Origin of the sequence: Pantoea sp. OVA07A, from assembly GCF_019969975.1 — a bacterium.
In the GTDB taxonomy this organism is placed as follows: Bacteria; Pseudomonadota; Gammaproteobacteria; order Enterobacterales; family Enterobacteriaceae; genus Pantoea; species Pantoea agglomerans.
In genome coordinates this window covers 450401-476049 of record NZ_JAHXYM010000003.1, presented here as the reverse complement: position 1 = coordinate 476049, position 25649 = coordinate 450401, and the positions used below count along the sequence as shown (strand labels likewise).

Here is a 25649-nt window from a genome sequence, read left to right as displayed (position 1 = left end):
ATCTGGCATGCTGGAATAAAACCCCTGAACCCGGAGTGCATTGTGAAAGTCATTGGTCTGTTAGGAGGTATGTCGTGGGAGTCTACCGCGCTTTATTACCGTATTCTCAATCAGCAGGTTAAACAGCGGCTGGGCGGCCTGCACTCGGCGGAGCTGGTGCTCTATAGCGTGGATTTTCAGCGCATTGAGCAGCTACAGGCCGCGGGCGAGTGGCAGCAGGCGGGAGAGATACTGGCTGAAGCGGCACGCAATCTGGAACGGGCTGGCGCGCAGTTCATCGTACTCTGTACCAACACCATGCATAAAGTGGCAGCACAAATCAGCGCCGCAACGGGCATCCCGCTGCTGCATATCGCCGACGCCACCGGAAGACGCATTCAGCAGGCCGGGGTGCGTAAGGTCGGATTACTGGCGACGCGATTCACCATGGAACAGGATTTCTATCGCGGGCGACTTCAGCAGCAGTTTGGTCTTGAGGTGATCACGCCGGATAGAGAGGATCGGATTTTTGTGCATGAGGTGATTTACCACGAACTCTGTCTGGGCGAGATCAATCCCGCGTCGCGTCGCCGTTATGGGGAGATCATGCAGCAGCTGGTCGCGCAGGGCGCGGAGGCCATTATTCTCGGCTGCACCGAAATCACACTGCTGGTGGATGCCACGGATGCCAGCGTGCCACTGTTTGATACCACGCTTATCCACGCGGAAGAGGCCGTTACCCAGGCTCTGGCCTGACGTTTATCCTGCACTTAGCCTTGAGGGAATCGCATGAAAATTGAAAATCTGCCGTTTGGCCTGACCCAGTGGGATCAGATTGAAGAGACGATTCATCCCGGCGACCAGGGGCAGGCGACCTGGCGAACCGTGAAGTTTAACGATATCCGGGTGCGGATGGTCGACTATTCACCAGGCTATGTCGCCGATCACTGGTGCACAAAGGGCCATATTTTGCTGTGCATGGCGGGTGAGTTGCACACTGAACTGGCAGATGGTCGCCGTTTCGTGCTGACACCGGGCGTCAGCTATCAGGTGGCGGACGATGCTGAACCACATCGCTCCTTTACGTCCACAGGCGCGCAACTCTTCATCGTTGACTGAGTTCACCATCAGCCTCTCTGGTGATCACCTGCTGGTGAATCATCGCGTCGTTGACACTTTTAAAAGTAAACTGAATCAGCTTTATAAAAATCAGCAAAATTAATGGCTTATTTCATCAGAGTTATCTGGTTCTGACAGGAATAATTTCCATCAGGCTGTATGCTGGAAGCCTTATAAGAACGTTTTGCATTCACCTGAGGTGGGGAAGCCTGTGCTGATAAAAAAGAAGAAAGTTCGTTCGCATACCGAAGATCGACTGCTGGCGCTGGTGCTTGCCACCACCGCCGGCATCCTTAATGCCATGGCGCTGGGCGCGTTTGGATTTTTTCCATCGCATATGACGGGTAACACGTCGCAAATCTCCCAGGAAGTGACCACCAGCGACCTCCATACCATGCTGTTTTTGATGGCACTGATTATTGCCTTTGTGCTGGGCTGCACCGTTGCCCGGCTGGCAGTGGTAGTGGGGATCAAACATAAGTTACGCACCATATTCTGTCTGATCATTCTGGCGGAAGGGGCGGCACTGACGGCGGCATCAATCTTTGAGATCGTGTTCTACCGGCCAAGCTTTAACGGGGAAGTGCTGTTAATGCTGGGCTTTTTAATGGGGATTCATAATGCGACCTCAACGCAGCTCTCCAATGGCCGCGTCAGATCGACCCACATTACCGGCACGCTGACCGATGCGGGTATTGCGCTGGGGTCGTGGATCTTTGCCCACACGTCGCACGCCGTGCATCTTGAAACCGACGATCGTCGCTTTTTCCAGAAGGTTCTGCACACCCATCTGACTACCGTGTTTTCATTCCTGAGCGGCTGTATTGCCGGTCTGCTGCTGTTCAAAGTCTATGGCTTCAACGCCATGGTTGGACTGGGGATATTTCTGATGCTGGTGGCACTGACGGCCATCGCCATCACCGTGCAGCGTACACGCAGAAGCCTCTACTGACAGTAAAACCGCCCGCCCGATGCACACAGCGCATCGGGCGGGTTGCTTACTGCTGCGTTCGGGTTGGCCGCACCACGATTTCGTTCACATCCACCTCTTCAGGCTGTTCAATGGCATAGCGCACGGCGCGACCAATGGCGTCCGGCTGCAATGCAATAGCGCGATAGTGCTGCATCGCCTCGGCGGCTGCCGGATCGGTAATGGTTGATGCCAGCTCGCTCTCCACCACACCGGGATGAACACAGGTCACCCGCAGCTGACTGTTCTCCTGCCGTAATCCGTCGGAAATCGCCCGCACCGCAAACTTGGTGGCGCAGTAGACGGCCGCGGTGGGCGACACGGCCAGCGCCCCTATCGACGCGACGTTGATGATGTGACCGCGCTGGTGGGCCAGCATGGTCGGCAACACTGACGCAATGCCATACAGCACCCCTTTGATGTTTACATCGATCATCTGATCCCACTCTTCCACCCGCAGCGATGCCATCGGAGACAAGGGCATAATACCGGCGTTATTAATCATCACATCCACCCGGCCCCATCTCGCCAGAGCATACTCAACGAACTGCGTCACCTGTTCGCGGCGCGTTACATCAAGCGCTTTGATCGCCACCTCTGCACCATTGAACTGCAGCTCTTCAGCCAGCGCGGCCAGGCGGCTTTCCCGCCGCGCACCCAGCAGCAGAATGGCATCTGTTTTCGCCAGTTCACGTGCAATGCCTGCACCGATGCCGCTTGAGGCGCCGGTAATTAAAATCACTTTCTGAGTCATTTTGTTTCTCCAGTCAGGTTGTCACTGGCGATCATACGGCGACTGCATTATAAAGATAATCCACCGAACGCTTTACGGACTGGTAACTCAATCTGACCAATGAATGCCGATAAAAATGCTCTCGAAGTTTTTGTGATTGTGGCGCAGACGCGAAATTTCCGGCTGGCCGCAGAACAATTAGGTGTTACGCGTCCGGCGATCAGCCAGAGTCTGCGGCGTCTGGAAGACCGGCTTAACATCACGCTGATGCAACGCACCACACGCTCGGTTCAGCTGACAGAAGCCGGACAGCGGCTCTATGCCGAAGTGGCGCCGGCGATCAACCAGCTCAATCGCGCCGTGACCGATATTGCCGAACTGGCTGCGGAACCTCGGGGCCAGCTGCGGCTGGCGATCTCCTCAATTGCAGAGCGGATGCTGGGGGGAGAACTGCTGGCGAGCTTTATTACCGCTTACCCGCAGGTTGAGCTGGATATCACCGTCACCGATGAGGAGTTTGATATTGTCGGGCAGGGCTATGACGCGGGCGTGCGGCTGGGGGAGGTGATTGCTCAGGATATGATTGCGGTGCCGGTATCCACCGCGCAGCGTCAGGTGGCGGTGGCGTCACCCGCCTATCTGGCTAGTGCAGGCACGCCGCAACATCCTCAGGATCTGGTCAATCATCGCTGCATCGGCTGGCGAAAAGGGCCAGGTCTGGCCCCTTATCGCTGGGAGTTCGCAGAGCAGGGACGCGAGTTTGATGTTGCCGTCAATCCGCAACTCACCACCAACGACATGGGGGTGATGATCCGCACCGCCTGCGCCGGGGGCGGCATCAGCTTTGGCATGGAAGAAACCTTCCAGCCTTACATCGCACGTGGCGAACTGGTGACCCTGCTCGACGCATGGTTGCCCGCCTTTGCCGGCTTCTATCTCTATTTTCCCAGCCGCAAAAATCTGGCCCCCAAGCTGAGGGCGCTGATCGATCACGTCAGACTTTAGCGACAGAATGCACGTCTGATTTAGCGCTGATATTGCTGATCGCTGACCTGCTCCAGCCAGTCAACCGGCGAGCCGTTCAGTGACTCAGCGATAGCAATATGCGTCATGGCGTTATCCGGCGTTGCACCGTGCCAGTGCTTCACGTTTTCCGGGATCCAGACGATATCACCGGTGTTCATCACCTGAATGGCTTCACCCTCACACTGAATCCAGCCCTGGCCATGCGTGACGATCAGGGTTTGCCCGAGTGGATGGGTATGCCATGCGGTGCGGGCACCCGGTTCAAAAGTCACCGTTGCGCCACCCACGCGGGCGGGTTCGGTTGCCTGGAATGGCGCATCAATCCGAACCGTGCCGGTAAAATATTCAGCAGGTCCCTTACGCGAAGGCAGCGATCCGTTGGCGATAATTTTCATTACTCACTCCTGTTGTTAACGTGTCATGCACAGTGTAACCGGCAAGCCGGAGCGTGATTAGCCCGCTCAGTCGGCAAACGGTTATGAGCCGGGCTCATTAATTGCCTGACAGTTTTCAGGCTGTCATGTTGTAACGGGTGATGATGTTAATTTTAGAGTAGGGCGCGGGCGGTTCTGAGGCGGGCAAAAATCCATGAAACGCCAGCAGCGTTCTGAAAGCGTGCAGCGCATCAAGCTGTAAATTATGCTCGATTAATGCATCAATTTTACCGGCCTGCAGCAGTGCACGATTCTCACGATCGAGATCGTGACCAATAAAAGCGTTAACCGTCCGCTTTTGTTCGGCAAAAGCGCGCAGTATGCCGGGATTACCGCCACCGACTGTGTAGACCGCATCTGCATCCGGATGTCTCTGCAAAAACTGTGTCACCGACTGCTGCATCCGGGCGTCAATGCCATAACCGCCTGCCACCACGCTCACCTGATGCTGGGGCGCAAACTCCTGCATTGCTCGCTGAAACCCCTGAATTCTCTCCTGTTCGCCAATGAAATCGTGACTGCCGGTCACAGCCACAATATGCGAACGACTCACCCGCAGCCATTTTGACATCAGAAAAGCCGCCACTTTACCGGCATCAAAATTATCCATGCCGATATAGCGCAGGCGCGCGCTGCCGGGCAGGTCGCTCATCATGGTGACCACCGGAACGCGTTGTTTCAGCAGTGATTCAAGGGTGGGATGAAGTTCACCAGAACAGGCTGCCTTAAGAATGACGCCGTGACTATGCAACGCTTTTTTATTCAGCAGCGTGTTAATCGCCTCCGCAGTCAAATTCGCGCCGAAGTGGAAACGCAGCTGAAGTTTAAAGGCAGTAAAACTGGCAATCTGACTGCTGAACGCCTCACGTATCAGTGGCTGAAAACGGTCAGGTGTATGCATGATGACGTCGAAATAGATCGTTCTTCCCCTGGCGAGTCCCGCTTTTTGCATCAGTTCCAGGTCTGCTATCGCCTGCTGGATTCGGTGCTGGGTCGTGGCATGCACGTTGCCGCGCTGATGCAGGGCCCGGTCGATGGTCGCCAGACTGAGTCCCGACTGGGCAGCAATCTGTTTCAGGGTAAATTTAGCCATGTGCTGCTCGTGACACCAGAGGATGACGATAGTTTTATCATACTGCTGGCCATTGTCAGATGATCATTTGTGAAAGGCTGGTCAGCACATATCAGGCCGGGAAAGCTGCCCCGCAGGTTATCGCAACAAACAGTGAGTCGTAAAAGTGTTTATAACACATTCAGCCAAAAGTCTGTTTCCGCGATATATAACTATCCAACTCTCAATATACATGGGCATAAATAGATTACAGCGGTTGCTACCACGTTTTGGCTATTTATAGCTTCAGGGCTGCATGGGGTGAAAATAAAGCAAGATAATATTCTGAGGTTGTATAGTTAATAACCTTTTTGCCGCTTCGCTTATATTTCCCGCTTGACGGCTTTTTTGTTTTTTGGCTCCCGCTAATGATAGACTGTATATGCATACACCATCGGGAGGTCGTGTGAAGTACGACAACGATAATGAAATCCGTGCGCTGGTCGGTGCGGTAGTCAGTGATTTGATCAAGGCGGGAGAGCCGGTTCATTTTCACGACATTACGGACGCGCTGTTTCGCCTGAGCGAAGAGACGCGTGACAGCAGGCTGAAAGCATTGTGTCAGGAAGCGATAAGCTTTTTCACCCGGAAGATGCATTAAGGTTGCCAGGCCTGATGCCGGGCGTTGTCCCGGCCTGTGTCATGATAGCGTCCCTGCTACCTTTGACATCGGCGAGCATAAGAGGCTTTGCATATTGCTCGCAGCCTTTAAAAGGGATTTTACTGTGAGTCGGTCGTTTCTTTTTTATTCAGCGAGACGGTTGATGACCGCATTAAAAAATGTCAGTCAGATCTTTCTGTTGATTATTCATTAGGGGTGGCAAATTTCTGATAAAGAAGTTCGCCTTTTCATTGGCAGGTCTTATTAAGCCTGAATGATCATCATCTGGCATGATTGCAAAAAAGCGTTATCGTCGGGATCAAATCCCTGCTACATCATTAACCTGCAAAAGAATTTTTATATCGGATAATTTCTGTGTGGCATATCGGGTATACAGCGAAAGTGAGGGAAGGAAACAAAAGCGGGCGAGGGGGAAGAGTATCCTGCGTTACCAGAGGTAACGCAGAATGGCGTATCAGATGCCGGTATCGTCTGGCGTGCGGCCAACCACGATTTCCAGCGTTTTGCGTAACACATCCAGCCTGACAACATCTGAAGTACATTCCAGTTCCGCGATCAGATAGAGGATGATCGCTTTATTGGTTACACGTCCCTGATCAGCAACAATGTCACGAATCACTGCGCCCAGCAGTTCAGTTTCCGGAGCAAGCTGATCGCCTGCGCTACGGAAGTAGTCAATGATTGAAGAATCTGATGATGAATGCTGCATGATTATTCTTTCTCTGAGGAAAATGGGTCAGATGCAATGGTTGAAGTCAAAAACGAGTGTAGGCGCAGTTTTCGTTTTGCCCAGCCCGCCTTAAAAATTCTGTTCAGGTCTGCCGCTTCGCTTAAAATTAGCCGCATGTATCAGGTACGCAGTACGCTCAATCAGTGCTTTTTCGAACCTTCAGGCGGGCCATCACTGTTCATACGATGAGCCGTGTTATCACGTTCGGCACCGTCGCCCTGCACGCGTTTGCGCGCGGCAACCATACCATTACGGACTTCAGTGATGGCTTTGCGAATCACTGACACTTTCACGTCGTCGTCAGCATCAGCAGCCATCAGTTCGAGCTGTGCGATTAAGGCATTGCTGGATACCGGTTTGTCTGACTTGAGTAATGTCAGAACGGCTTCGCCGATCATAACATCTGTCAGTTTCTCATCTTCACTTCTGTACATACTGGCTTCTCTGATTGCGAATCAATGGCCATGCTGCGGGTCCGTATGCGTCAGCGGGTGCGACTTAGTGCACCCGATACGGGAAGCAGAACTGGGCTTTGTTGCTAGGATAGATCTTCCTGGGTGATGGCTGAAACAGGCGTCCTGATTAACATGCACGACCGTGAGAGGGCATTAATCTTCGCGACGAAACAGCATCGCAATGAGTTCATGCAGATGACTCTCTTCTTCTGGCGTGGCAGCCAGTTCAAGGCGACTCAGCAGTTTACTGCAAATCGTTTTCCGACTAAGGCTATGACCTGCGCGCAGAATTTCCACCACAACCGAACCCAGCGTCTCCTGTTGCGACGGTGAGCTGGCCTGATTGAAGTAACGGGCAATATCGCTGATCGTTTCCGGGGCTTGTCCGTTCTGACGCATGTTGTTGTCCTCAGGTGGTTTAAATGTATGCACTCTTGATGCGCAAGTTATACATCTTTGCAAAACTTGTACAGAATTTTGAATTTTTGGGATTAATTTTTTTGTGCAAAAAGTGCTAAGGCTTTTAAAACAGGGTGTTACGAGGAGTTTGTGGCGAGGTAAAAATTGTACCAGATTCTTGTATCATTCACACCCCACCGACGCTCCGACCTGAATATTAAGGCCGGAGAGGAAAGGCATACATGGATTAGTGTTTAAAGAAGATGTCATCGGCAGAGACGGGAGCAGCGGGCTCTTTGCCAGTGGTTTTGGCAAGCCAGGTCGCCGGGGCGGTGCTGCGGGAACCGATGGTTTTGAACCCCATCAGCCATTGAAGCGCATGCTGCATCTGCTCAAGGCGAGTCTCATTAACTTCAGAGTCAGCCATGACCCTTAGTTCATTAATCAGCAGTTCAACATTCACTTCCTGACCGGCATTAAACAGGTTCATTGCGGCTTCGCCAATGATGACATTCGCTTTTTCGTCGCTGGAAAAATACAAATTATCCTCCTGGGTGATTGCGGTAAGTAACATTAACTGTAGCAAAAAAATTTACGAAGCTTAATCAATTCAGCCTATCAATAAGATTATTTTAATTGTCGGTCTGCTATGCGTGTCATGTGAGTGCCGCCAGGTGTCAGAACGCTTTTCGGTAAATTGCGCCGTCAGGATGGGCTTTTTGTAATCCTGTTATCGTTCCTGCGGTTTACTCAACCACAGATGAGAAAGGCGTAAAACCCGGTTATAGCTATACATCACGCTTTCCATAAACTTCCCATCATTGAAATTAAATTTCTATATATCAACAAGTAAAGCGATTCGCTTACAAAACTTCACATTCGGGCCCGGACGCTGAAGAAACTTCACAACCCTTCGCTGTTACAAAGGTATAGCCTGTGCTATAAAAAATAGCCTATGCTAATTATGTTCTGTTTTTAATCACCTCTGGAGATCGCCCTATGGTCCCGAAAAGAAAAATAACCATGATGCTACTGAGTGCGCTACTGACAACCCTGATGGCGACCAGCAGCTATGCAGCAGAAAAATTTAAGGTAGTGACGACGTTTACGGTCATCGCTGACATGGTAAAGAACGTGGCGGGCGATGCGGCCGAAGTCACTTCCATTACCAAACCGGGTGCTGAAATACACGAATATCAGCCGACGCCCGGCGATATCAAACGTGCGCAGGGTGCGCAGTTAATCATGGCGAACGGTCTTAATCTCGAACGCTGGTTTGAGCGTTTTTATCAGCATCTGGATGGGGTGCCGGAAGTGATTGTCTCTGCCGGGGTAAAACCGATTGGTATCGGCGAGGGACCTTACAACGGTAAACCGAATCCGCACGCCTGGATGTCTCCGGACAATGCGTTGATCTATGTCGATAATATCCGTGATGCGCTGGTGAAATATGACCCGGCACATGCGGAAACCTATCGTCAGAACGCAGGCGCCTATAAACAAAAAATCACCGCAGCGCTGGATCCGCTTCGCCAGCAGATTGCCGACATCCCGGAGGATAAACGCTGGATGGTGACTAGCGAAGGCGCATTCTCCTATCTGGCTCGCGACCTGGGTATGAAAGAACTCTACCTGTGGCCTGTAAATGCTGATCAGCAGGGCACGCCGCAACAGGTGAGAAAAGTGATTGACCAGGTGAAGAAAAATGCGATTCCGGCGGTGTTCAGTGAAAGCACCGTGTCGGATAAGCCAGCCCGTCAGGTCGCGCGGGAAACGGGTGCGCATTACGGTGGGGTGCTTTACGTTGACTCCTTAAGCAACGCTCAGGGACCGGTGCCGACCTATCTGGATCTGCTCAGAGTCACCACGGAGACGCTGGCACAGGGCATCAAAGCGGGAGAGAAAGCGCAATGACAGACACCATCGTGGTTTCCGATGTCACCGTGACCTATCGCAACGGTCACACCGCGTTGCATGATGCCAGCTTCAGCGTGCCGGGCGGATCGATTGCGGCGCTGGTGGGCGTCAATGGCTCAGGCAAGTCAACCCTGTTCAAAGCGCTGATGGGCTTTGTCCGGCTCGCCAGCGGCAGCATCTCAGTGCTCGGCATGCCAACTCGTGAAGCACTGCGTCAGAGTCTGGTCGCGTATGTGCCGCAGTCGGAAGAGGTGGACTGGTCTTTTCCGGTGCTGGTGGAAGATGTGGTAATGATGGGTCGCTATGGTCATATGGGCCTGCTGCGTCGACCGAAACCGCACGACCAGCAAATTGTCAGTGATGCGCTGGCGCGGGTCGATATGCTGGATTACCGGCATCGTCAAATCGGTGAACTCTCCGGCGGACAGAAGAAAAGGGTATTTCTGGCGCGCGCCATTGCCCAGCAGGGCAGCGTTATCCTGCTGGATGAGCCGTTTACCGGCGTGGACGTTCAGACTGAGGCCAGAATCATCAGTCTGCTGGGTGAGCTGCGCGATGAAGGCAAGACCATGCTGGTCTCAACGCATAATCTGGGATCGGTCACGGAGTTCTGCGATTACACCGTGATGGTTAAAGGCACCATTCTGGCCAGCGGTCCGACCCGCACCACCTTTACTGCCGCCAACCTTGAGCGTGCATTCAGTGGGGTGCTGCGTCATGTGATGGTGAAAGGGCTGGACGATCAGATTATCACCGACGATGAGCGGCCTTTTATTGCGCCACGTACGGCACCTGAAGACGGGAACTGACCATGGAACTGTTACTGGAGCCTTTTGGTTATCACTACATGCTCAACGCGATGTGGGTCTCCGCCATGGTCGGCGGCCTGTGTGCGTTTCTCTCCTGCTACCTGATGCTCAAAGGCTGGTCGCTGATTGGCGATGCGCTGTCGCACTCCATCGTGCCGGGCGTAGCGGGTGCTTACATGCTGGGACTGCCCTTTGCGCTGGGCGCGTTTCTCTCTGGTGGGCTGGCGGCGGGCAGTATGCTGTTACTCAATCAGCGCACCCGCTTAAAAGAAGATGCAATCATCGGCCTGATCTTCTCCTCCTTCTTTGGTCTGGGTCTGTTTATGGTGTCGCTCAATCCGACCGCGGTAAACATTCAGACCATTGTGCTCGGCAATATTCTGGCGATTGCGCCCGCGGATATACTCCAGCTGGCGCTGATTGGCGGGCTGTCGATCATCATTCTGCTGTTTAAGTGGAAGGATCTGATGGTCACCTTCTTTGATGAGAATCACGCGCGCGCTATCGGACTGCGCCCTGAACGACTTAAGGTCCTCTTCTTTACCCTGCTGGCAGTGTCAACCGTGGCGGCGCTGCAAACCGTCGGTGCATTTCTGGTGATCTGTCTGGTGGTGACGCCAGGCGCGACGGCCTGGATGCTCACCGACCGCTTCCCGCGTCTGCTGATGATTGCCGTAGCGATTGGCAGTATCACCAGTTTTCTCGGTGCGTGGGCGAGTTACTACCTGGATGGCGCAACGGGCGGCATCATCGTGGTGGCGCAGACGTTGTTGTTCCTGCTGGCGTTTGTCTTTGCGCCCAAACATGGCTTGCTGGCTAACCGGCGTCGTGGCCGCCATCGTCCCGAAAAGGAGCCTGGCTGATGTGGATCTTTGAACCTTTCCAGTTCGCTTTTATGAACAGTGCGTTGCTGATTGCGCTGGTGGTGGCGATCCCCTGTGCGCTGCTGTCGGTCTTTCTGGTGCTGAAAGGCTGGGCGCTGATGGGCGATGCCATGAGCCATGCGGTATTCCCCGGCATCGTCCTCGCCTGGATGGCCGGGCTGCCGCTGGCGGTGGGTGCGTTTGTCGCAGGTCTGTTCTGTGCTGTTGCCAGTGGATTTCTGCAGGACAACAGTCGCATCAAGCAGGATACGGTGCTGGGAATCGTCTTCTCCGGCATGTTCGCGGTGGGATTGATCCTCTATATCGCCGTGAAACCGGAGGTGCATCTTGATCACATTCTGTTTGGTGACATGCTGGGTATTACGGGCGCTGACATAATTCAGACCTCGCTTATCGCAGCGGTGATCGTCGGGGTCATTGCGGTGAAATGGCGTGATTTTATGCTGTTCAGTTTTGATCCGCAGCAGGCGCAGGTCTCTGGCTTACCCGCACGCTGGCTGCATTATGGGCTGCTCTGCATGGTCTCGCTGACCATTGTGGCGACGCTGAAAGCAGTAGGGATCATCCTGTCGATTTCCCTGCTGATCGCGCCCGGTGCTATCGCAGTTCTGCTTACCCGCCGCTTTTCACATGCGCTGCTGGTGGCGGTCGTGGTGTCGGTGCTGGTGTCGCTGAGTGGGGTCTATCTCTCGTTCTTTATCGACAGCGCGCCAGCACCCACGATCGTGGTGCTGTTTGCACTGGTATTTATTGTGGCGATGGTGATTTCAGGCCGCAAAACGCGACAGCTTGAACGACAGCGGCTTAATGCCAGCTGACTGGCTATCGCGGCTGTCTCTCAACCGCGATAGCGCACCGCATCAATCAAGCGTGTAAAGGCGCTGGTGTGCTGTCTGCGGCTGGGATAGTAAAGATAATAACCCGGAAAAGGCTCACACCAGTCAGCCAGCACCTGAACCAGACGGCCACTTTTAAGGTGTTCCGCAACGCTATCCTGCGGCACATAGCAGATCCCCATCCCGCTCAGTGCCGCATCAATGCGCGACGCGAGATGATTAAAAATTAACTGACCCTGCGTTTTGACCCTGATCTCCTTGCCATCACGCATAAACTCCCAGTTATAGAGGCCACCCAGCGTCGGCAGCCGCAGGTTGATGCAGTTATGATGCTGTAAATCATAGGGAGTCTCAGGTCTGCCGTGCTGATCAAAATAGCTGCTGGCTGCCACCACGCACATTTTCCAGTCCGGCCCGATGCGCACCGCCACCATATCCTTTTCGACCTGCTCACCCAGTCGCACGCCGGCATCGAAACGGCCGCTGACAATATCGGTCAGACTGTTATCCACCGACACTTCAACATGGACATCGGGGTATTGCTGAAGAAAGGGCCTGAGCAGCGGCCAGAGTGTAGAGGTGAGCGCATGTTCGCCTGCGGTGATACGAATGTTGCCGGAGATTTTACCCTGACTGTCAGTGACATTGACCAGTTCAGACTCAATCTCGCTGAACAGCGGGGCGAGGGTAGTGATCAGCCGTTCACCCGCTTCTGTCGGGGCAACGCTGCGTGTAGTGCGCGTCAGCAACCGGACGCTAAGACGCTCTTCCAGAGCGCGAATCGCGTGGCTCAGTGCCGACTGCGACACACCCAGCTTCGCCGCTGCCCGGGTGAAGCTGCGCTCTTCTGCTACCACCACCAGATAGATCAGATCGTTAAAATTTTCTTTCAGCATAGGCCCTCTGACCTGTTTGATCGGTTATCCTGGTCGGGACAGGCCGATTTATCGACGTTAACTACGGCTTCGCTACCCGACCTGCTATCAGACCCGAAATTGCCTGTCAGGGTTACACATTTCGCGGCAGGATTAATGAGGCGGACAGATAAACCCTATGAACGACGGCTATAAAGGCTTTTTTCAATAAAATTAATAAAATCATTTAGATGAGCGTTGTATGAACACATATTTATCCCGATTCAACCTCGCTCCGCCATTCAGATAACACTTACTTTTCCCGGCTTCCCCGCAAAATTGCCAAAAAGCTGCTAAACCTTAAAGCAGAGATACGCGCGTAAAGATTAGGGTTATCACGATTTTCCCCCGATTCGAACCCCGTCAGAAATAAACCTATAAAAAATTAAATCTTTTGGCCCCCAACAATGGGAAGCAGACAATGTCGGAAAAAATATCGCTAACAATGCAGGTTAATGGTCAGTCGCAGCAGATGCAGGTCGATCCCCGTGTCACCCTGCTTGATGCGCTGCGTGAGCATCTTAACCTGACCGGCACCAAAAAAGGGTGCGATCAGGGGCAGTGCGGTGCCTGCACGGTACTGATTAATGGCCAGCGGGTGCTGAGTTGCCTGACGCTGGCGGCTCAGGCGGATGGCGCCGAAGTGACCAGCATTGAAGGGCTGGCTTCCACCGAAGGTGAGCTGCACCCGGTGCAGCGTTGCTTTATGGAGAATGACGCCTTCCAGTGCGGCTACTGTACACCGGGTCAGATTATGTCCGCCGTCGCCTGCATCAAAGAGGGCCATGCGGGTTCAGAAGATGAGATCCGTGAGTATATGAGCGGCAACCTTTGCCGTTGTGGAGCATATCCGCACATTGTGGATGCGATTAAACAGGCCGCAGCAGAGATGGCGAAGGAGTCCGCATGAATGAATTCAGCTGGAAAGTCGCGCAGTCGCCTGAGGAAGCCGCAGCCCTGAAACAGCAGTCTGGCAGCCAGTTTCTGGCAGGGGGCACCACACAACTCGATCTGATGAAGTGTGGGGTCTTCACGCCGCCGCAGCTCATCGGCATCACTGGATTGGCCGGGCTTAAAAACCTGCAGTTTGACGACGATAAGATCACGGCCGGCGCGCTGGTCACCATGAGCAGCCTGGCGGATCATCCCGCCTGCCAGCAGAACGCGCCAGCCATCTACGGAAGCCTGTGGCAGGCCGCGTCACCGCAGATTCGTAACATGGCCACGCTGGGCGGTAATTTACGCCAGCGTACCCGTTGCGCCTATTACCGCGATCCGGCGACCTTTTCCGCCTGCAACAAACGCAATCCGGGTTCCGGCTGCGCCGCACTGGATGGCGTTAACAGCAATCATGCCATCCTGGGCGCCAGCGACAGCTGCATCGCGGTCTATCCCGGCGATCTGGCGGTGGCGCTGGTGGCGTTTGACGCCATCGTGGTCCTGCAGAATCAGCAGGGCGAAACCCGTCGCATCGCGATTGATGATTTCTTCCTGCTGCCGGGTGACACACCTGATCGTGAGCACGATCTGCGCGATGACGAAATTATTGTGGCTATCGAAGTGCCGCAAACCGAGTCACTGCGACACTCACACTACCTTAAAGTCCGTGACCGCAGCTCTTATGAGTTTGCTGCAGCCAGCGCGGCCGCAGGCTTCACGCTGGAGAACGGCGTGATGCGTCAGGTGCATATTGCGCTGGGCGGCGTCGCCACCAAACCCTGGCGGGTCAGGTCGGTGGAGCAGGCGCTGGAGGGCCAGCCGTTTAATGAAGAGACGGTCTTCCAGGCGGCAGAACGGATTATTCAGGAGACGCAGGCGCTGACCCACAACGCCTATAAAGTAAAACTGGCGCCGCGTGTGATTGCACGTGCGCTGATGGCAGCAGGAGAAACCGCATGAGTGACGTAAATGACAAAGCACGTCGGGAGTTACTGAAGGCGACGGCGGCGATCTCAGCGGCGGGCAGCCTGGGGCTGAGTATGCAAAGCGCCAGTGCCAGCGATACTGCCACGGCGGAACCAGAAACCACCGATCCGATTGAGGGACTGGGCGCCGGTCGCTCGCGGGGTGACGGCAAAGTAAAAGTCACCGGTGAGGCGCGGTATGCGGTAGAACATCAGCCGGAAAATCCGCTCTATGGCGTGGTGATCCAGTCTACTGTTGCCAGCGGCCGTATCAGCCGGATGTCGACGGAAAAGGCGCAGCAGGCCTCGGGTGTAGTGGCGGTTTATACCCATCTGAATAGCCTGAAGATCAACAAACCTACCGCGATTGCAGACGGCGGCGCGGCGCAGTCAACCTATACCCCGATTCAGGACGATGTGATTATTCACAACGGCCAGAACATCGGTCTGGTGGTGGCAGAGACGTTTGAGCAGGCAACTTATGCCGCCTCGCTGGTGGAGATCGACTATGAAACCTCGCCTGCACTGATTTTTGCCACCGATGAGGGTGTCGAACCGAAACCGGTATCGAAACAGGATATCGATATGGGCGATGCACAGGCGGCGATGCAGCAGGCCGAGGTGCGTCTGAGCCAGCGCTATACCACGCCGCGCGAATACAACATGCCGATGGAACCGCACGCCTGTGTCGCTGAGTGGCAGGATGGACGCATGACCGTCTGGGAGCCGAGTCAGTGGGTGGCAGGCGCGCAGGTGGAAATCGCCGAGTGGATGGGCATTGACGTTGAAGATGTGCGGATTATTTCGCCCTATGTCGGCGGGGGATTTGGGTCCAAGCCGGTGCCTTACACCCACGTCGCACTGGCCAGTGTGGCATCACGAGCGCTGAAGCGTCCTATCAAAGTGTCGCTGACCCGACCGCAGACCTTTACTGGTCTGGGCGGACGTCCCGCCACCTCGCAGCAGCTGGAACTGGGTGCCTCGCGTGACGGCAAAATCCAGGCGATTATCCAGCGCAGCTTCAGTGAAACCTCATTAATCGATGTATTTGCTGAGAACTGCAGCAAAGTCACCGCCCGCATGTATGCGGTGGGCAACGTCTCCGCCCAGCATCAGGTCAGGCCGATCAATACCGTGACGCCAGGCTGGATGCGTGCGCCAGGCGAAAATCCCAGCGCCTTTGGTCTTGAAGTGGCGATGGATGAGATGGCCTATGCCCTGAATATCGATCCCCTGGAACTGCGTCTGCGCAACTGGGCGGACAAAGATTATCAGCTCGATCTGCCGTGGAGTTCGCGTCGCCTGAAAGAAGCCTATCAGAAAGGGGCTGAGGCCTTTGGCTGGGATAAGCGCATTATGACGCCGCGGTCGATGCGCGAAGGGCGTGAATTGATTGGCTGGGGCATGGCCTCTGGCACCTATCCGGTCAACAAACTGCCTGCTGAGGCAAAAATCATCCTGACCCCACAGGGTAAATTTGTGGTGCAGTGCGCCGGTGCGGATATCGGCACCGGGACCTATACCATCCTGGCGCAGACCGCTGCCGACATTCTTGGCGTCGCCTCCACCACCATTGAGGTTCAGCTGGGTGATACTGAGCTGCCGCGTGCCGGTGTCGCAGGTGGATCGCAGCTTGCGGGCAACGTGACCGCGGCGGTGAACGATACCGCCAGACGAATGCGCGACCAGCTGCTGAAACTCGCCAGCGAGCTGCCACAGTCGCCACTGAATGGCACTCCGGCATCTCAGCTCACGCTGAAAGGCGACGGGGTTCAGCATAATCTGCGCAGCGGTCTGGCGGTCTCATTTGCCCGGCTGGCAAGCCTGGCACCGGCGGAGAGTCTGACGGTGAAAGGCGGCACTTTCCCGGACGATCTGTCACAGAGCGAGCGCGACAAGATGGTGCGCAACCTTAATGACATGAGCCGCCCTGAAAAATTCTCGGCCCACAGCTGGAGCGCGCAGTTTGTGGAAGTGCGGGTCGATGAAGATTTCGGCACTATCCGGGTCAAACGGATGGTGGCGGCGCTCGACAGCGGTCGTCTCTACAACCCTAAACTGGCGCGCAGCCAGTGGATTGGCGGCATGATCATGGGCGTCGGTCAGGCGCTGATGGAAGAGGGCATCGTCGATCCACGCAATGGTCGGGTGATCAACAACAACCTGGCGGACTATCTGGTGCCGGTTAACGGTGACATCCCGAGCATTACCACCATCAACGTTGGCGAGCCCGATTTTGAGGCGACCACCATGGGCGGTAAAGCCGTGGGTGAGCTGGGTATCGTGGGCGTGGCGGCAGCGATCAGTAATGCGGTGTTCCATGCCACCGGTAAGCGGGTGCGCGACTTACCTATTACTCTCGATAAGATTATCTGAGCCTGTTCCTGACCTGCTGCCAGCAGGTCGATGTGAGGATATGCGGGCGCGGGCTGAAACCTGCGCCCGTTTTTCACGCTTCGCGGAGAAAAAGTGTGAAGATAGCGTTGATTGTGCTGGCCGCCGGGCTGAGTCGCCGTTTTCGCCAGCAGACGGGTGAGCATAAGCTGCTGGCCGATCTGGATGGCAAACCGGTGCTGCAACGCACGCTGGAGCAGGCCGCTGCCAGTGGTCTTGACCTGTTTGTGATCACGCGCCCGGACGCCGCTGCGCTTAAGGCGCTCTGCTCGCAGGCTACCCTGGTGCTGTGTGACAGCGGCGGGCTGGGCGAATCAATCGCCGCAGGTGTCAAAGCCAGCCGTGACTATGACGGCTGGCTGATTGCGCTGGGCGATATGCCGTTTGTCACGCCTGAAAGTTACCGCGCCGTCAGCGCCGCGCTGGCGGACGCGCCGATCGTCAGGCCGTGGATTGACGGCAGGCCGGGCCATCCGGTGGGCTTTCAGCACCACTACTACCCGATGCTGAGCACGCTACAGGGCGATGCCGGGCCGCAGGCAGCGGTGAAGTCATTCGCCGTCCGGCTGCCGCTTCAGGATCGCGGCTGTTTGTGTGATATCGATCTCCCTGCTGATCTGCAGTTAATAAAGGAATTTTCATGATTACGCTGGATCAACGTGTGATTAATGCGGCACTGAGCAGCTGCCAGGCGGGTCAGCAGGTCTGGCTCTGCACGGTGCTGCGCACTTATGGATCTTCGCCGCGCGCGCCTGGCACCCTGATGACGGTCAACGAAACGGGTGCTTACTGCGGATCGCTGTCGGGCGGCTGCATTGAAGAGGATTTTCTGGCGCAACTGGCGGCAGGAGCCTATCGCGCCAGCAGTCAGCGGGTGCGGTACGGTGAAGGCGGAATGCGTCCTGACGTCAGCCTGCCGTGCGGCGGCAGCCTGGAGATCGTCATTGAGTTTCTGCCGCCCGATGATGCCACGCTGGCGCTGCTGACGGCCATGCAGCGCGCGCTGAGCGGACAGCAGCCGATGGTGAAAATGATACGACCCGGCGAACGTGCGCAGTGGGAAGTGCTCGCCCCTGACAGGGTGTTGCCTGCGCTGGATGCCAGTGAGCAGCAGATGTTACTGCCGGTTGGCGCGATACCGGAACTGCTGATCGCGGGCTACTCGACTGTGGCATATGAGTGCATCCGGCTCGGGCAGATGCTGGGTTTTCATGTGCGGGTCTGTGAGCACCGACCGGAGATGCTGACGGAGCTGGAGAGCCACTTCAGCGCTGCGGACAACGTGACGCTGGTGTCACAGCATCCGGCGCGCTGGCTGGAGCTGAACGGGGCGCATGCAGCGGTGGCGATTGTGGCACTGACCCACGATCCTCGCATTGACGACCTGACGATGATGGAGGCGATCGCAACACCCGCGTTCTATATCGGCATCATGGGCTCGGCGAAAAACAGCGAGAAAAGACGGGCGCGACTGCAACAGATCGCCGGAATGGATCGTGCCGAACTGGACCGCATCCATGCGCCCATCGGCCTGCCTATTGGCAGCAAAACCCCGGCGGAGATTGCGCTGTCGGTGATGGCCGATATCGTCCGGGTGAAAAATCGCGGGCTATCAGCCGCCTGATCCCGGCGTCGCCTCGGGCGCGAGCCGATAGAGGTAGCTGCCCGAATAGGGGATCGGCAGGAAATCACGGAACAGCTGCCGCAATGTCTGTTCAGGATCGACATCGCGGAACAGTTGCGGGTAGAGCGTGGTGGCGAAGAACTCTGTCGCTACCACGTGCCACGGACTGAGGTAAAAGTTGTGCCAGATTGCCCCGGCATGACCGTCCCGCAATGCCGTCAGCTGCTTCAGCGCATTCTGCTGACCGGTCAGCGCCAGCAGGCTCTGCCGGGTCTGCGCTGTTGTGACGGCGGGGCCGAGTTTTAAGGCTCCCGCTTCATCGGCGCTGCCGGTGCCGGTGGCGAAGTAATAGTCTGGCTGTGCAGCAATCACACTCTCCTCACTCAGCCGCCCGAATACGCCTTTGATCTGCTGACTGGCGATGTTGTCGCCCCCGGCAAAGCGCAGCAGCTCACCCAGGTTGCCATTCACCGATGTCACGCAGCATTCACTGCGCCGCCCGAGATGCAGCTGCAAAAGAACTTTAGGTTTAGCACCGTGATAGTCCGCCAGTCGGCTCTCAATGCGTTGCATGTGGCTGCGGTAAAAGCGATTGAAGTCAGCAGCCCGCTGCGGCTGATTCAGCACCTCGCCCAACAGCGTCATGCTGCGCTCGGTATTTTTCAACAGCTCAACCCGCAGATCGATCTTCACCACCGGGATATGCGCCGCGCTAAGCATCTTCTCCAGCACTGCTCCGCTTTCACTGCCGCGCGCCAGTTGCGGCAGGATCACCAGGTCCGGTTTCAGTGCGATCACTTGTTCGGGATTCATGTCATTGACGCCATCCAGACCCAGTACCGGAATGTCCTCCATCTGCGGAAACTTACTTGCAAAAATCTGCCACGTCTGGGGATCATACTTTTTCAGATCCTGTGGCCAGCCAGCGATATGCTGCAGCGGATTGCCGGGCATCAGCAGCGCGACGCTGTAGAGCATCCGGCTTTCACCCAGCACAATACGCTGCGGATGGTCGGGTATCTCTACTTCGCGGCCGGTGATATCGGTCAGCGTGCGGGCGTGTGCGCCAGGGCTGACCAGTATCACGCTCAGCATTAATAACGCACAGCGCAGCGATTTAAAATTCAACACGGGCCTGTACCATCAGGTTGCGGGTTTCACCTTCACGGACGCGCAGGTTGCCGCCGCTTGAACTGTAATAGTGCTGGTTAAACAGGTTATTGATGTTCAGACGCAGCTGCGTTTTTTCACCGAACAGGCGGTTGTTCCATGCCACGAAACTGTCTGCCACCACATAGTCGGGCAGGGTGAAACTGTTATCGGGATCGCCCGCACGGCTGCCGACATAGCGTGCACCGCCGCCGAGCCGGAACGAGCCGGGCAGGCTGCTGATTTGCATCTCATGACTGAGATAGAGCGCACCGGCATGACGCGGCGCATTCTGCAGACGATTACCATTGTTATCCGGATTAACCCGGTCATTTACGATCTCTGCCTGATCATAGCTGTAGTTCGCACTCAAATCCCAGCCGGGTGCAATTTCGCCGTTCAGCTCAAACTCAGCGCCGGTCGATCGGGCTTTATCAATGGCCCGCGTGCTGCCATTAATATTTAGCGACATCGCTTTTTCGTCTATCCGATAGAGCGCGACGGTGGCGAACAGTTTCGGCGAGAGTTGCCATTTACTGCCAACCTCCCAGCTGGTGCCCTGTTCCGGTTTGCCGACATTGCCATCATCATCCACGTCGGTTGACGGGGTGAACGACTTACTGACGCTGGTGTAGAAAGAGAGATCAGGTGTGAATTTGTAGATCACCCCCGCCTGCGGCAGAAACTTATTACCCTCATCATTCAGGGTTTCCACCTGCGGATTAAAGCCGCGCGAGGCGCGCTGTTCATAATGCTGATAACGACCGCCCAGCACCACAATCCAGTCGGGTGACACAGAAATACTGTCTTTGGCGTAGAGCGATCGGCTATGAATGCGGTTCAGGTTATTGGCTGCTGCGCTATTTTCCGTGCTGGCGTCCGTGACCGGTGACAGCAGGTCATATTCAGGCGTGTAATAGTTGAACTGGCGGTTGACCTTGCCCTGATACTGATGGGCGCGATAAGTCTGGTTCATCTCATAGTCGGTGCCCACCACCAGCGCGTGCTGCATACCCAGAATTTCGGGATTACCCAGCAGATCCCAGCTCAGATATTTGGTTTTGTGGTTAAACCCGCGATTGGCATCGGCGCGACGTGTGACCACGCCGCTGCTGGCGTTCACCGCCGTCACGCGCACTTCATTGTTGTCATAGCGCCGCTGGTTCCAGCCCAGGGTTAACCGGGTGCGCCACTCATCATTAAACTGCCAGTCATAATGAGCATTCAGGGTTTTGTTATGGCCCCAGGCGTGATTGGCTTTGTCATCCAGCCGATCTTTATAACCGATGTCGATCGGCTTGCCGTCGATAAAGGCCGTGCCGCGATCGTAGGGAATGTCATAGCGGTAGTCGGCATAGCTGATCAGAAAACTTGCCTGCTCGCCATACCATTGCAGAGAGGGTGCCAGCAGTGTGTGCTCTTCACTGCCAAAGTTGCGCCAGTAATCCTGATTCTGCTTTTCGGCGATCAGCCGGAAGGCGAAGCCGTTGCCCAGCGGGCCGGTGACATCCAGCGTGCCCGCACCGCCACCTTCACTGGCGTAACGTCCGCTGACGCTGGAGTGCCAGCTGTATTGCGGCTTTTTGCTGACCACATTGATAATGCCGCCCGGATTCTGAATGCCATACAGCAGCGAGGAGGAGCCTTTCAGCACCTCAACCCGCTCGGTCGTGGCATCGAAATTCAATCCCTGACTGCTGCGGATGCCATCCCGGTAGATGGAGCCATCGGCGTTGCTGCCAAATCCGCGTCGTACAAAGCCATCTTCGGTGCCAGCCAGCGTGTTCGCTTCGGTCACACCGCTGACGAAGCGCATCGCATCTGCCAGTGAGCTTGCCTGGTAATCGTCCAGTTGCTGCTGTGTCACCACGCTGACCGACTGCGCCTCATCGATCCGCGCGGTCGGCATTTTACTGGCAACGCTACTCTGGCTGGCGCTGTAATTTCCCTCTGAACTTGCATCCGCGGTCACGGTCATATCCGGGGCGCTGTCGGTTGCTGCATTGACCTGTGGCAGCATGATGCTGCTGCAGATCGCCACGACCAGAGCGGGGTGCCGGGCCGGATATCGTGAGTCTTTGTTTATCATTTTTCTTTTGGTGTCTGTAACTGGCAGTTTCTGAAGCAAATACGCCCTGCATGACGGTCTGTCACTCAGGGCTTCCCTGGAGGTGGTCTGCAATATGCAGCGCTTTAAGCAGAGGAGAATCGCATCAGGGGTCAGACATCATTTCGTCTCCCGGACGACAATACTTCTCATCTGTAATTGAGAATCATTCAAACATCCGATATTGTAGTAGTAAACATAATTTGAATAGAATTGACTACATTTTTTCCGTGTCGTTTATCGCTGCAAAAATGTTGGCTGGCAGTTTTATTTAATTGAAAATAATGAATATATTTTCATGGGGAGGTGAGGTTTTTGGTTAAATCCACATCTTCTTCAGGTGAAATATAAAACAGCATGACGTTTTTACTACATCTCCCGGCCCTGATACTATCTATTTAGCCAGACTAGCAATGAGTCTTTCACACATTTAACCCCAGTTGCAGGTGCAGCATGAAACAGAGCAGGCCCGTTAAAAACAGAGTGGATGTGGTGGCAGAACGTCTTCGCGCCCGTGAAAAGCAGCTTTCACCCCGCCTGCTGGCTGTGGCGCGCTATATCGATCAACAGCGGGAAACGGTGCTGGAGAGCACCGCGATGGAGATCGCTGTGGTGAATCACACCTCTGATGCCACTGTAATCCGCGCGATTCAGGCGCTGGGCTTTAGCGGGCTGCGCGACCTCAAACAGACACTAAAGGCCTGGTTTGGTCCTTCGCTGACCTCTGAAGATAAGATGATTACCACCGTCAGTGAGGTGACCAGTGATGTGAACAGCGCCATCGACTTTGTGCTGGAGGGCCACCGTCACGCCTGTGAGGTGCTGTCGCAGCCGCAGAATCGGGTGGCGGTAGCGGATAGCGTGGCGCTGCTGGGCGAAGCGCGGCAGGTCGCTATTTTCGGCATCAACGCCTCTGGTATTCTGGCGGACTACAGCGTGCGGCTGCTGAACCGTATCGGTCTGTCCGCCTTTTCCCTTAACCGTGCCGGAATTGCGCTGGCAGAGCAGATGCTGGCGCTACAGCGTGGCGACGTGTTGATCATGATGGCGCAACAGTCGGCGCACCGGGAAGGGACAACCGTGGTGCGTGAAGCGAAGCGGCTGGATATTCCGATTATTCTGCTGACCAACGCCACCGACTCCTTTTTCGCCCGCGAGGCGGATGTCGTAATCAATGTGCCGCGCGGCGGCGAGAAGGGACGCATTCCCCTGCACGGCACGATTATGGTCTGTCTGGAGATGCTGATCCTGTCGGTTGCCTCAACGCTGCCACAGCGCACTGTTAAGACGATGAAACGTTTACAGGATCTTAATCGCGGGCTGAAGCCCGCCAGCAAAAAGTAGCCCGTGTAACGACGCCGTGGTGGGTTCACGGTATTTCACCTGAACCAGCACGGCTGATCTTTAAGTCAAATTTCTCCGCTTTGCGAGCGCGATCCCGTATTTTCTGCCACCCCTTTCCTCAGCCGTCTACGCTTACAGCTTGCTGCGCCAGCCGGTGCGGTTCTTACTCATACTGACTTTCATTTGATTTGTGCGGAGCTGCTGATGAAACCCCTTCACGCGCAATACCTTTTCTGCTGTGCCACCCTGAGCCTGCTGTCGCCGCTCCCTGCGATGGCCTGGAGCGACCTCACCGTCTTTGGCGATAGCCTGAGTGATGGCGGGAACGTCGGGCGCTTTACCTATGATGGCGCGACCCATCCGCTCTATGACGAGATCGTAGCGCAGTCGCTGGGTGATAACCTGCGCCCTTCATCGCAGGGTGGAAGCAACTATGCCGAAGGTGGCGCAGTTGCGGTACCTGCGATTAATCCCCTGTTTAACACTCAGGATCAGCTTGATAGCTACCTTGCGGCGCGAGGCGGACGGGCTGATTCGGATGGTCTCTATATTCACTGGATTGGCGGCAATGATTTAGCGGCGGCGGCTCTTGCCCCCCTCGCTGCCCGGCAGATAGTGGATAACAGCGCCAGTGCAGCGGCCTCACAGGTCATCCGGTTGCTGGATGCCGGAGCCGGAACGGTGATTGTTCCGACGGTGCCTAATGTAGGTGCAACGCCCGCCCTGCTGCAGGCGATTCTGCAGGTGCCTGGTCCAGCGGCACAACCTGCCACGGCGGCGCTGTTTCAGTCGCTGAGCACCACCACTACGCCTGACCGTGCCGCAAGAGAGCAGGCGATTGAAACCGCGCTTGGCGAGGCGGCCGGACAAATCTCTTCAATTCCGCTGATTCGGGATGCCATTGCGCAGCAGCTGATTGCCGCCTGGCAGTTACTGAGTCAGGAGGCGGCGACACTCACCGACCGTTACAACCAGGCTGAAGAGCAGGGGCTGGTGACCGCACGCGGGAACATCGCGCGGGTGGATATCAATGGCCTGTTTAATGAGGTAATCGATAATCCGGGCTTGTATGGACTCACGAATACGGCCGGAATGGCCTGTCCACCCGGTGTCTCGGCGATGGACTGCACCTCATCGACGACAGGATTTTCGCAGTCACAGCAGTATCTGTTTGCAGACAGACTGCATCCCAGCCCGGCGGTCCATGCGCTGATCGCCGATTACATTCAGTCGGTGCTGAATGCGCCGCTGCAGATAGCTGCACTGAGTCAGGCACCGTCGATGCTGGTGGGCGATGCGCGCAATACGCTGGATGGACATCTGCAGCAGCAGCGTCAGCAGCCCGCTAACGCCGGGGAATTTACGGTCTTAGGCGGTTATGCCGGGCAGCAGCGTGATTTCCGCGGCGACAGCCTGCAGGATGGTGATGCCACCAGCGCCAGCGGCACCGTGGGTGTGGGCTATCAGCTGACCGATCACTGGCAGGCCGGTGCCATGCTCTCTACGACCTCGCAACGTCAGGATCCCTCGTCGCGCTTTGATTACCGTTTACGCGGCAATCTGGTGGCGCTCTGGAGTCAGTTGAATTATCTCGATCGGGGATGGATTAATGCGGACGCCCATTATGCGGATCTCGACTTTGATGATATTGAGCGTCAGGTCAGGCTGGGACCGGCGACCCGCACGGAAAAGGGCAACAGCAACGGTAAGGTGCTGGGGATGCGGCTGCAGACCGGCTGGGATTTGCCGCTGGGTAGCTATGTTTCTACCGGCCCGATGGCCAGCTATGCGCTCGACTACACCCAGGTCGATGGCTATAAAGAGGAGGGCAACAGCAGCACCTCAATGCGCTTTGGCGACCAGACGCTGCACTCTCAAATCGGCGCAGTGGGCTGGCGTATCGACAGCAAAGATTTACTGATCAATCCCTGGGCGCAGGTCAGTTACAACCATCAGTTTGGCGACAGCGATTCGGCTGTCACCGCCGGACTGAAATCGACCCGCACCGCCTTTACCCGCAGCAGCGATGCCAGTGATGATAACTGGATCGATTTGGCTGTGGGTGCGAGCGTGCCGCTTGGCACCTCGGTGAATGCCTTTGCGGGCGTCTCGGCGGTCACAGGCAACAGCGACATGCATCAGGTGACATGGAACGTCGGGCTTAACGCCCGCTTTTAACCGATCTGTTT

26 protein-coding genes are annotated in these 25649 nt (G+C 55.8%); 16 read left to right on the top strand and 10 right to left on the bottom strand.

From position 1 onward, the window contains the following. The first annotated feature begins 42 nt into the window (after window positions 1-42). The 3 genes from LC417_RS13380 (at window position 43) to LC417_RS13370 (ending at window position 2050) form a co-directional block, all read left to right on the top strand. Entirely contained in the window at window positions 43-735 is a 693-nt protein-coding gene (locus LC417_RS13380) for an aspartate/glutamate racemase family protein (protein WP_033760791.1), read from the top strand. A 33-nt stretch (window positions 736-768) separates the two neighbouring features. Further along, window positions 769-1098, top strand: coding sequence for a DHCW motif cupin fold protein (locus LC417_RS13375; RefSeq protein ID WP_010670565.1), 330 nt, complete (start codon window positions 769-771; stop codon window positions 1096-1098). Window positions 1099-1309: 211 nt separating this feature from the next. Beyond that, window positions 1310-2050, top strand: a complete 741-nt coding sequence (locus tag LC417_RS13370; protein WP_010670564.1) for a YoaK family protein — start codon at window positions 1310-1312, stop codon at window positions 2048-2050. Window positions 2051-2096: 46 nt separating this feature from the next. Here the strand turns inward: LC417_RS13370 and LC417_RS13365 are convergent, their stop codons facing one another. Then, window positions 2097-2822 carry an SDR family oxidoreductase gene (locus LC417_RS13365; RefSeq protein WP_111534274.1) on the bottom strand — a complete coding sequence of 242 codons (726 nt, stop codon included), beginning with the start codon at window positions 2820-2822 and terminating at the stop codon, window positions 2097-2099. Between the two features lie 99 nt (window positions 2823-2921). On the opposite strand from LC417_RS13365, the gene LC417_RS13360 reads away from it, so the two are divergent. Further along, on the top strand, window positions 2922-3806 hold the full coding sequence (locus tag LC417_RS13360) for a LysR family transcriptional regulator (protein WP_223566001.1): 885 nt from the start codon (window positions 2922-2924) through the stop codon (window positions 3804-3806). A gap of 20 nt (window positions 3807-3826) precedes the next feature. On the opposite strand, the gene LC417_RS13355 is transcribed toward LC417_RS13360, so the two are convergent. Both LC417_RS13355 and LC417_RS13350 read right to left on the bottom strand, forming a co-directional pair. Then, window positions 3827-4222 carry a cupin domain-containing protein gene (locus LC417_RS13355; protein WP_010246880.1) on the bottom strand — a complete coding sequence of 132 codons (396 nt, stop codon included), beginning with the start codon at window positions 4220-4222 and terminating at the stop codon, window positions 3827-3829. A gap of 115 nt (window positions 4223-4337) precedes the next feature. Further along, complete coding sequence (locus tag LC417_RS13350; RefSeq protein ID WP_033773573.1) at window positions 4338-5354, bottom strand: substrate-binding domain-containing protein; 1017 nt, start codon at window positions 5352-5354, stop codon at window positions 4338-4340. Between the two features lie 424 nt (window positions 5355-5778). On the opposite strand from LC417_RS13350, the gene LC417_RS13345 reads away from it, so the two are divergent. Then, a complete protein-coding gene (locus LC417_RS13345; protein WP_010246886.1) occupies window positions 5779-5973 on the top strand; it encodes a hypothetical protein in 195 nt (64 codons plus the stop codon). A gap of 475 nt (window positions 5974-6448) precedes the next feature. Here LC417_RS13345 and LC417_RS13340 read toward each other — a convergent pair whose 3' ends face one another. The 4 genes from LC417_RS13340 to LC417_RS13325 form a co-directional block, all read right to left on the bottom strand. Then, on the bottom strand, window positions 6449-6703 hold the full coding sequence (locus LC417_RS13340; RefSeq protein ID WP_010246887.1) for a biofilm/acid-resistance regulator YmgB/AriR: 255 nt from the start codon (window positions 6701-6703) through the stop codon (window positions 6449-6451). 161 nt (window positions 6704-6864) lie between these two features. Further along, a complete protein-coding gene (locus tag LC417_RS13335) occupies window positions 6865-7158 on the bottom strand; it encodes a hypothetical protein (protein WP_010246889.1) in 294 nt (97 codons plus the stop codon). 174 nt (window positions 7159-7332) lie between these two features. Next, window positions 7333-7578 (bottom strand): regulatory protein YcgZ, encoded by a 246-nt coding sequence (ycgZ, locus tag LC417_RS13330; protein ID WP_010246891.1) that lies wholly within the window; start codon window positions 7576-7578, stop codon window positions 7333-7335. Between the two features lie 247 nt (window positions 7579-7825). After that, window positions 7826-8119 (bottom strand): hypothetical protein, encoded by a 294-nt coding sequence (locus LC417_RS13325; protein ID WP_010246892.1) that lies wholly within the window; start codon window positions 8117-8119, stop codon window positions 7826-7828. A 482-nt stretch (window positions 8120-8601) separates the two neighbouring features. On the opposite strand from LC417_RS13325, the gene LC417_RS13320 reads away from it, so the two are divergent. Genes LC417_RS13320 through LC417_RS13305 form a run of 4 tightly spaced genes read left to right on the top strand, consistent with a single transcriptional unit; the run spans window position 8602 to window position 12006 of the window. Beyond that, window positions 8602-9492 (top strand): metal ABC transporter substrate-binding protein, encoded by an 891-nt coding sequence (locus tag LC417_RS13320; protein ID WP_371742417.1) that lies wholly within the window; start codon window positions 8602-8604, stop codon window positions 9490-9492. Next, window positions 9489-10304 (top strand): manganese/iron ABC transporter ATP-binding protein, encoded by an 816-nt coding sequence (locus LC417_RS13315; protein ID WP_031591112.1) that lies wholly within the window; start codon window positions 9489-9491, stop codon window positions 10302-10304. Before LC417_RS13320 ends, LC417_RS13315 begins: the two co-directional genes overlap by 4 nt. A 2-nt stretch (window positions 10305-10306) precedes the next feature. Further along, window positions 10307-11167: an iron/manganese ABC transporter permease subunit SitC gene (gene sitC / locus LC417_RS13310; protein ID WP_010246899.1), complete on the top strand. Its 861-nt coding sequence runs from the start codon at window positions 10307-10309 to the stop codon at window positions 11165-11167. Then, window positions 11167-12006, top strand: coding sequence for a metal ABC transporter permease (locus tag LC417_RS13305; RefSeq protein ID WP_052271319.1), 840 nt, complete (start codon window positions 11167-11169; stop codon window positions 12004-12006). Before sitC ends, LC417_RS13305 begins: the two co-directional genes overlap by 1 nt. 20 nt (window positions 12007-12026) lie before the next feature. Here the strand turns inward: LC417_RS13305 and LC417_RS13300 are convergent, their stop codons facing one another. Further along, window positions 12027-12920, bottom strand: coding sequence for a LysR family transcriptional regulator (locus LC417_RS13300; protein ID WP_223566000.1), 894 nt, complete (start codon window positions 12918-12920; stop codon window positions 12027-12029). Window positions 12921-13359: 439 nt separating this feature from the next. Between LC417_RS13300 and LC417_RS13295 the strand changes: the two genes are divergently transcribed. From LC417_RS13295 to LC417_RS13275, 5 genes are all read left to right on the top strand, one after another. Further along, the gene (locus LC417_RS13295; RefSeq protein ID WP_022624540.1) at window positions 13360-13848 is read left to right on the top strand and encodes a (2Fe-2S)-binding protein; all 489 of its coding nucleotides are present in this window, start codon (window positions 13360-13362) and stop codon (window positions 13846-13848) included. Next, window positions 13845-14837 carry a xanthine dehydrogenase family protein subunit M gene (locus LC417_RS13290; protein WP_223565999.1) on the top strand — a complete coding sequence of 331 codons (993 nt, stop codon included), beginning with the start codon at window positions 13845-13847 and terminating at the stop codon, window positions 14835-14837. The genes LC417_RS13295 and LC417_RS13290 overlap by 4 nt, the downstream gene beginning before the upstream one ends. Continuing rightward, window positions 14834-17218: a xanthine dehydrogenase family protein molybdopterin-binding subunit gene (locus tag LC417_RS13285; protein ID WP_223565998.1), complete on the top strand. Its 2385-nt coding sequence runs from the start codon at window positions 14834-14836 to the stop codon at window positions 17216-17218. The genes LC417_RS13290 and LC417_RS13285 overlap by 4 nt, the downstream gene beginning before the upstream one ends. 95 nt (window positions 17219-17313) lie before the next feature. Then, complete coding sequence (locus LC417_RS13280; RefSeq protein WP_163641160.1) at window positions 17314-17880, top strand: NTP transferase domain-containing protein; 567 nt, start codon at window positions 17314-17316, stop codon at window positions 17878-17880. Next, window positions 17877-18860, top strand: coding sequence for an XdhC family protein (locus LC417_RS13275; protein WP_033760766.1), 984 nt, complete (start codon window positions 17877-17879; stop codon window positions 18858-18860). The genes LC417_RS13280 and LC417_RS13275 overlap by 4 nt, the downstream gene beginning before the upstream one ends. Here the strand turns inward: LC417_RS13275 and LC417_RS13270 are convergent. Continuing rightward, window positions 18849-19955, bottom strand: a complete 1107-nt coding sequence (locus LC417_RS13270; RefSeq protein WP_223566041.1) for an ABC transporter substrate-binding protein — start codon at window positions 19953-19955, stop codon at window positions 18849-18851. The two genes, LC417_RS13275 and LC417_RS13270, sit on opposite strands and share 12 nt — an antisense overlap. Window positions 19956-19977: 22 nt before the next feature. Next, a complete protein-coding gene (locus LC417_RS13265) occupies window positions 19978-22098 on the bottom strand; it encodes a TonB-dependent siderophore receptor (RefSeq protein WP_223565997.1) in 2121 nt (706 codons plus the stop codon). Window positions 22099-22569: 471 nt separating this feature from the next. Here LC417_RS13265 and LC417_RS13260 point away from each other — a divergent pair, with 471 nt between their 5' ends. Further along, window positions 22570-23460 carry a MurR/RpiR family transcriptional regulator gene (locus LC417_RS13260; protein WP_223565996.1) on the top strand — a complete coding sequence of 297 codons (891 nt, stop codon included), beginning with the start codon at window positions 22570-22572 and terminating at the stop codon, window positions 23458-23460. 204 nt (window positions 23461-23664) lie between these two features. Beyond that, on the top strand, window positions 23665-25638 hold the full coding sequence (locus LC417_RS13255) for an autotransporter outer membrane beta-barrel domain-containing protein (RefSeq protein WP_223565995.1): 1974 nt from the start codon (window positions 23665-23667) through the stop codon (window positions 25636-25638). Window positions 25639-25649: the final 11 nt, after the last annotated feature.

What these genes read in the sequence shown, in the direction of transcription:
- LC417_RS13375 (WP_010670565.1), top strand. Translation starts at nt 769, where the DNA reads ATGAAAATTGAAAATCTGCCGTTTGGCCTGACCCAGTGGGATCAGATT.
- LC417_RS13365 (WP_111534274.1), bottom strand. Translation starts at nt 2,822, where the DNA reads ATGACTCAGAAAGTGATTTTAATTACCGGCGCCTCAAGCGGCATCGGT.
- LC417_RS13360 (WP_223566001.1), top strand. Translation starts at nt 2,922, where the DNA reads ATGAATGCCGATAAAAATGCTCTCGAAGTTTTTGTGATTGTGGCGCAG.
- LC417_RS13355 (WP_010246880.1), bottom strand. Translation starts at nt 4,222, where the DNA reads ATGAAAATTATCGCCAACGGATCGCTGCCTTCGCGTAAGGGACCTGCT.
- LC417_RS13350 (WP_033773573.1), bottom strand. Translation starts at nt 5,354, where the DNA reads ATGGCTAAATTTACCCTGAAACAGATTGCTGCCCAGTCGGGACTCAGT.
- LC417_RS13340 (WP_010246887.1), bottom strand. Translation starts at nt 6,703, where the DNA reads ATGCAGCATTCATCATCAGATTCTTCAATCATTGACTACTTCCGTAGC.
- LC417_RS13335 (WP_010246889.1), bottom strand. Translation starts at nt 7,158, where the DNA reads ATGTACAGAAGTGAAGATGAGAAACTGACAGATGTTATGATCGGCGAA.
- ycgZ (WP_010246891.1), bottom strand. Translation starts at nt 7,578, where the DNA reads ATGCGTCAGAACGGACAAGCCCCGGAAACGATCAGCGATATTGCCCGT.
- LC417_RS13320 (WP_371742417.1), top strand. Translation starts at nt 8,602, where the DNA reads ATGATGCTACTGAGTGCGCTACTGACAACCCTGATGGCGACCAGCAGC.
- LC417_RS13315 (WP_031591112.1), top strand. Translation starts at nt 9,489, where the DNA reads ATGACAGACACCATCGTGGTTTCCGATGTCACCGTGACCTATCGCAAC.
- sitC (WP_010246899.1), top strand. Translation starts at nt 10,307, where the DNA reads ATGGAACTGTTACTGGAGCCTTTTGGTTATCACTACATGCTCAACGCG.
- LC417_RS13305 (WP_052271319.1), top strand. Translation starts at nt 11,167, where the DNA reads ATGTGGATCTTTGAACCTTTCCAGTTCGCTTTTATGAACAGTGCGTTG.
- LC417_RS13300 (WP_223566000.1), bottom strand. Translation starts at nt 12,920, where the DNA reads ATGCTGAAAGAAAATTTTAACGATCTGATCTATCTGGTGGTGGTAGCA.
- LC417_RS13295 (WP_022624540.1), top strand. Translation starts at nt 13,360, where the DNA reads ATGTCGGAAAAAATATCGCTAACAATGCAGGTTAATGGTCAGTCGCAG.
- LC417_RS13290 (WP_223565999.1), top strand. Translation starts at nt 13,845, where the DNA reads ATGAATGAATTCAGCTGGAAAGTCGCGCAGTCGCCTGAGGAAGCCGCA.
- LC417_RS13285 (WP_223565998.1), top strand. Translation starts at nt 14,834, where the DNA reads ATGAGTGACGTAAATGACAAAGCACGTCGGGAGTTACTGAAGGCGACG.
- LC417_RS13275 (WP_033760766.1), top strand. Translation starts at nt 17,877, where the DNA reads ATGATTACGCTGGATCAACGTGTGATTAATGCGGCACTGAGCAGCTGC.
- LC417_RS13270 (WP_223566041.1), bottom strand. Translation starts at nt 19,955, where the DNA reads ATGCTGAGCGTGATACTGGTCAGCCCTGGCGCACACGCCCGCACGCTG.
- LC417_RS13265 (WP_223565997.1), bottom strand. Translation starts at nt 22,098, where the DNA reads ATGATAAACAAAGACTCACGATATCCGGCCCGGCACCCCGCTCTGGTC.
- LC417_RS13260 (WP_223565996.1), top strand. Translation starts at nt 22,570, where the DNA reads ATGAAACAGAGCAGGCCCGTTAAAAACAGAGTGGATGTGGTGGCAGAA.
- LC417_RS13255 (WP_223565995.1), top strand. Translation starts at nt 23,665, where the DNA reads ATGAAACCCCTTCACGCGCAATACCTTTTCTGCTGTGCCACCCTGAGC.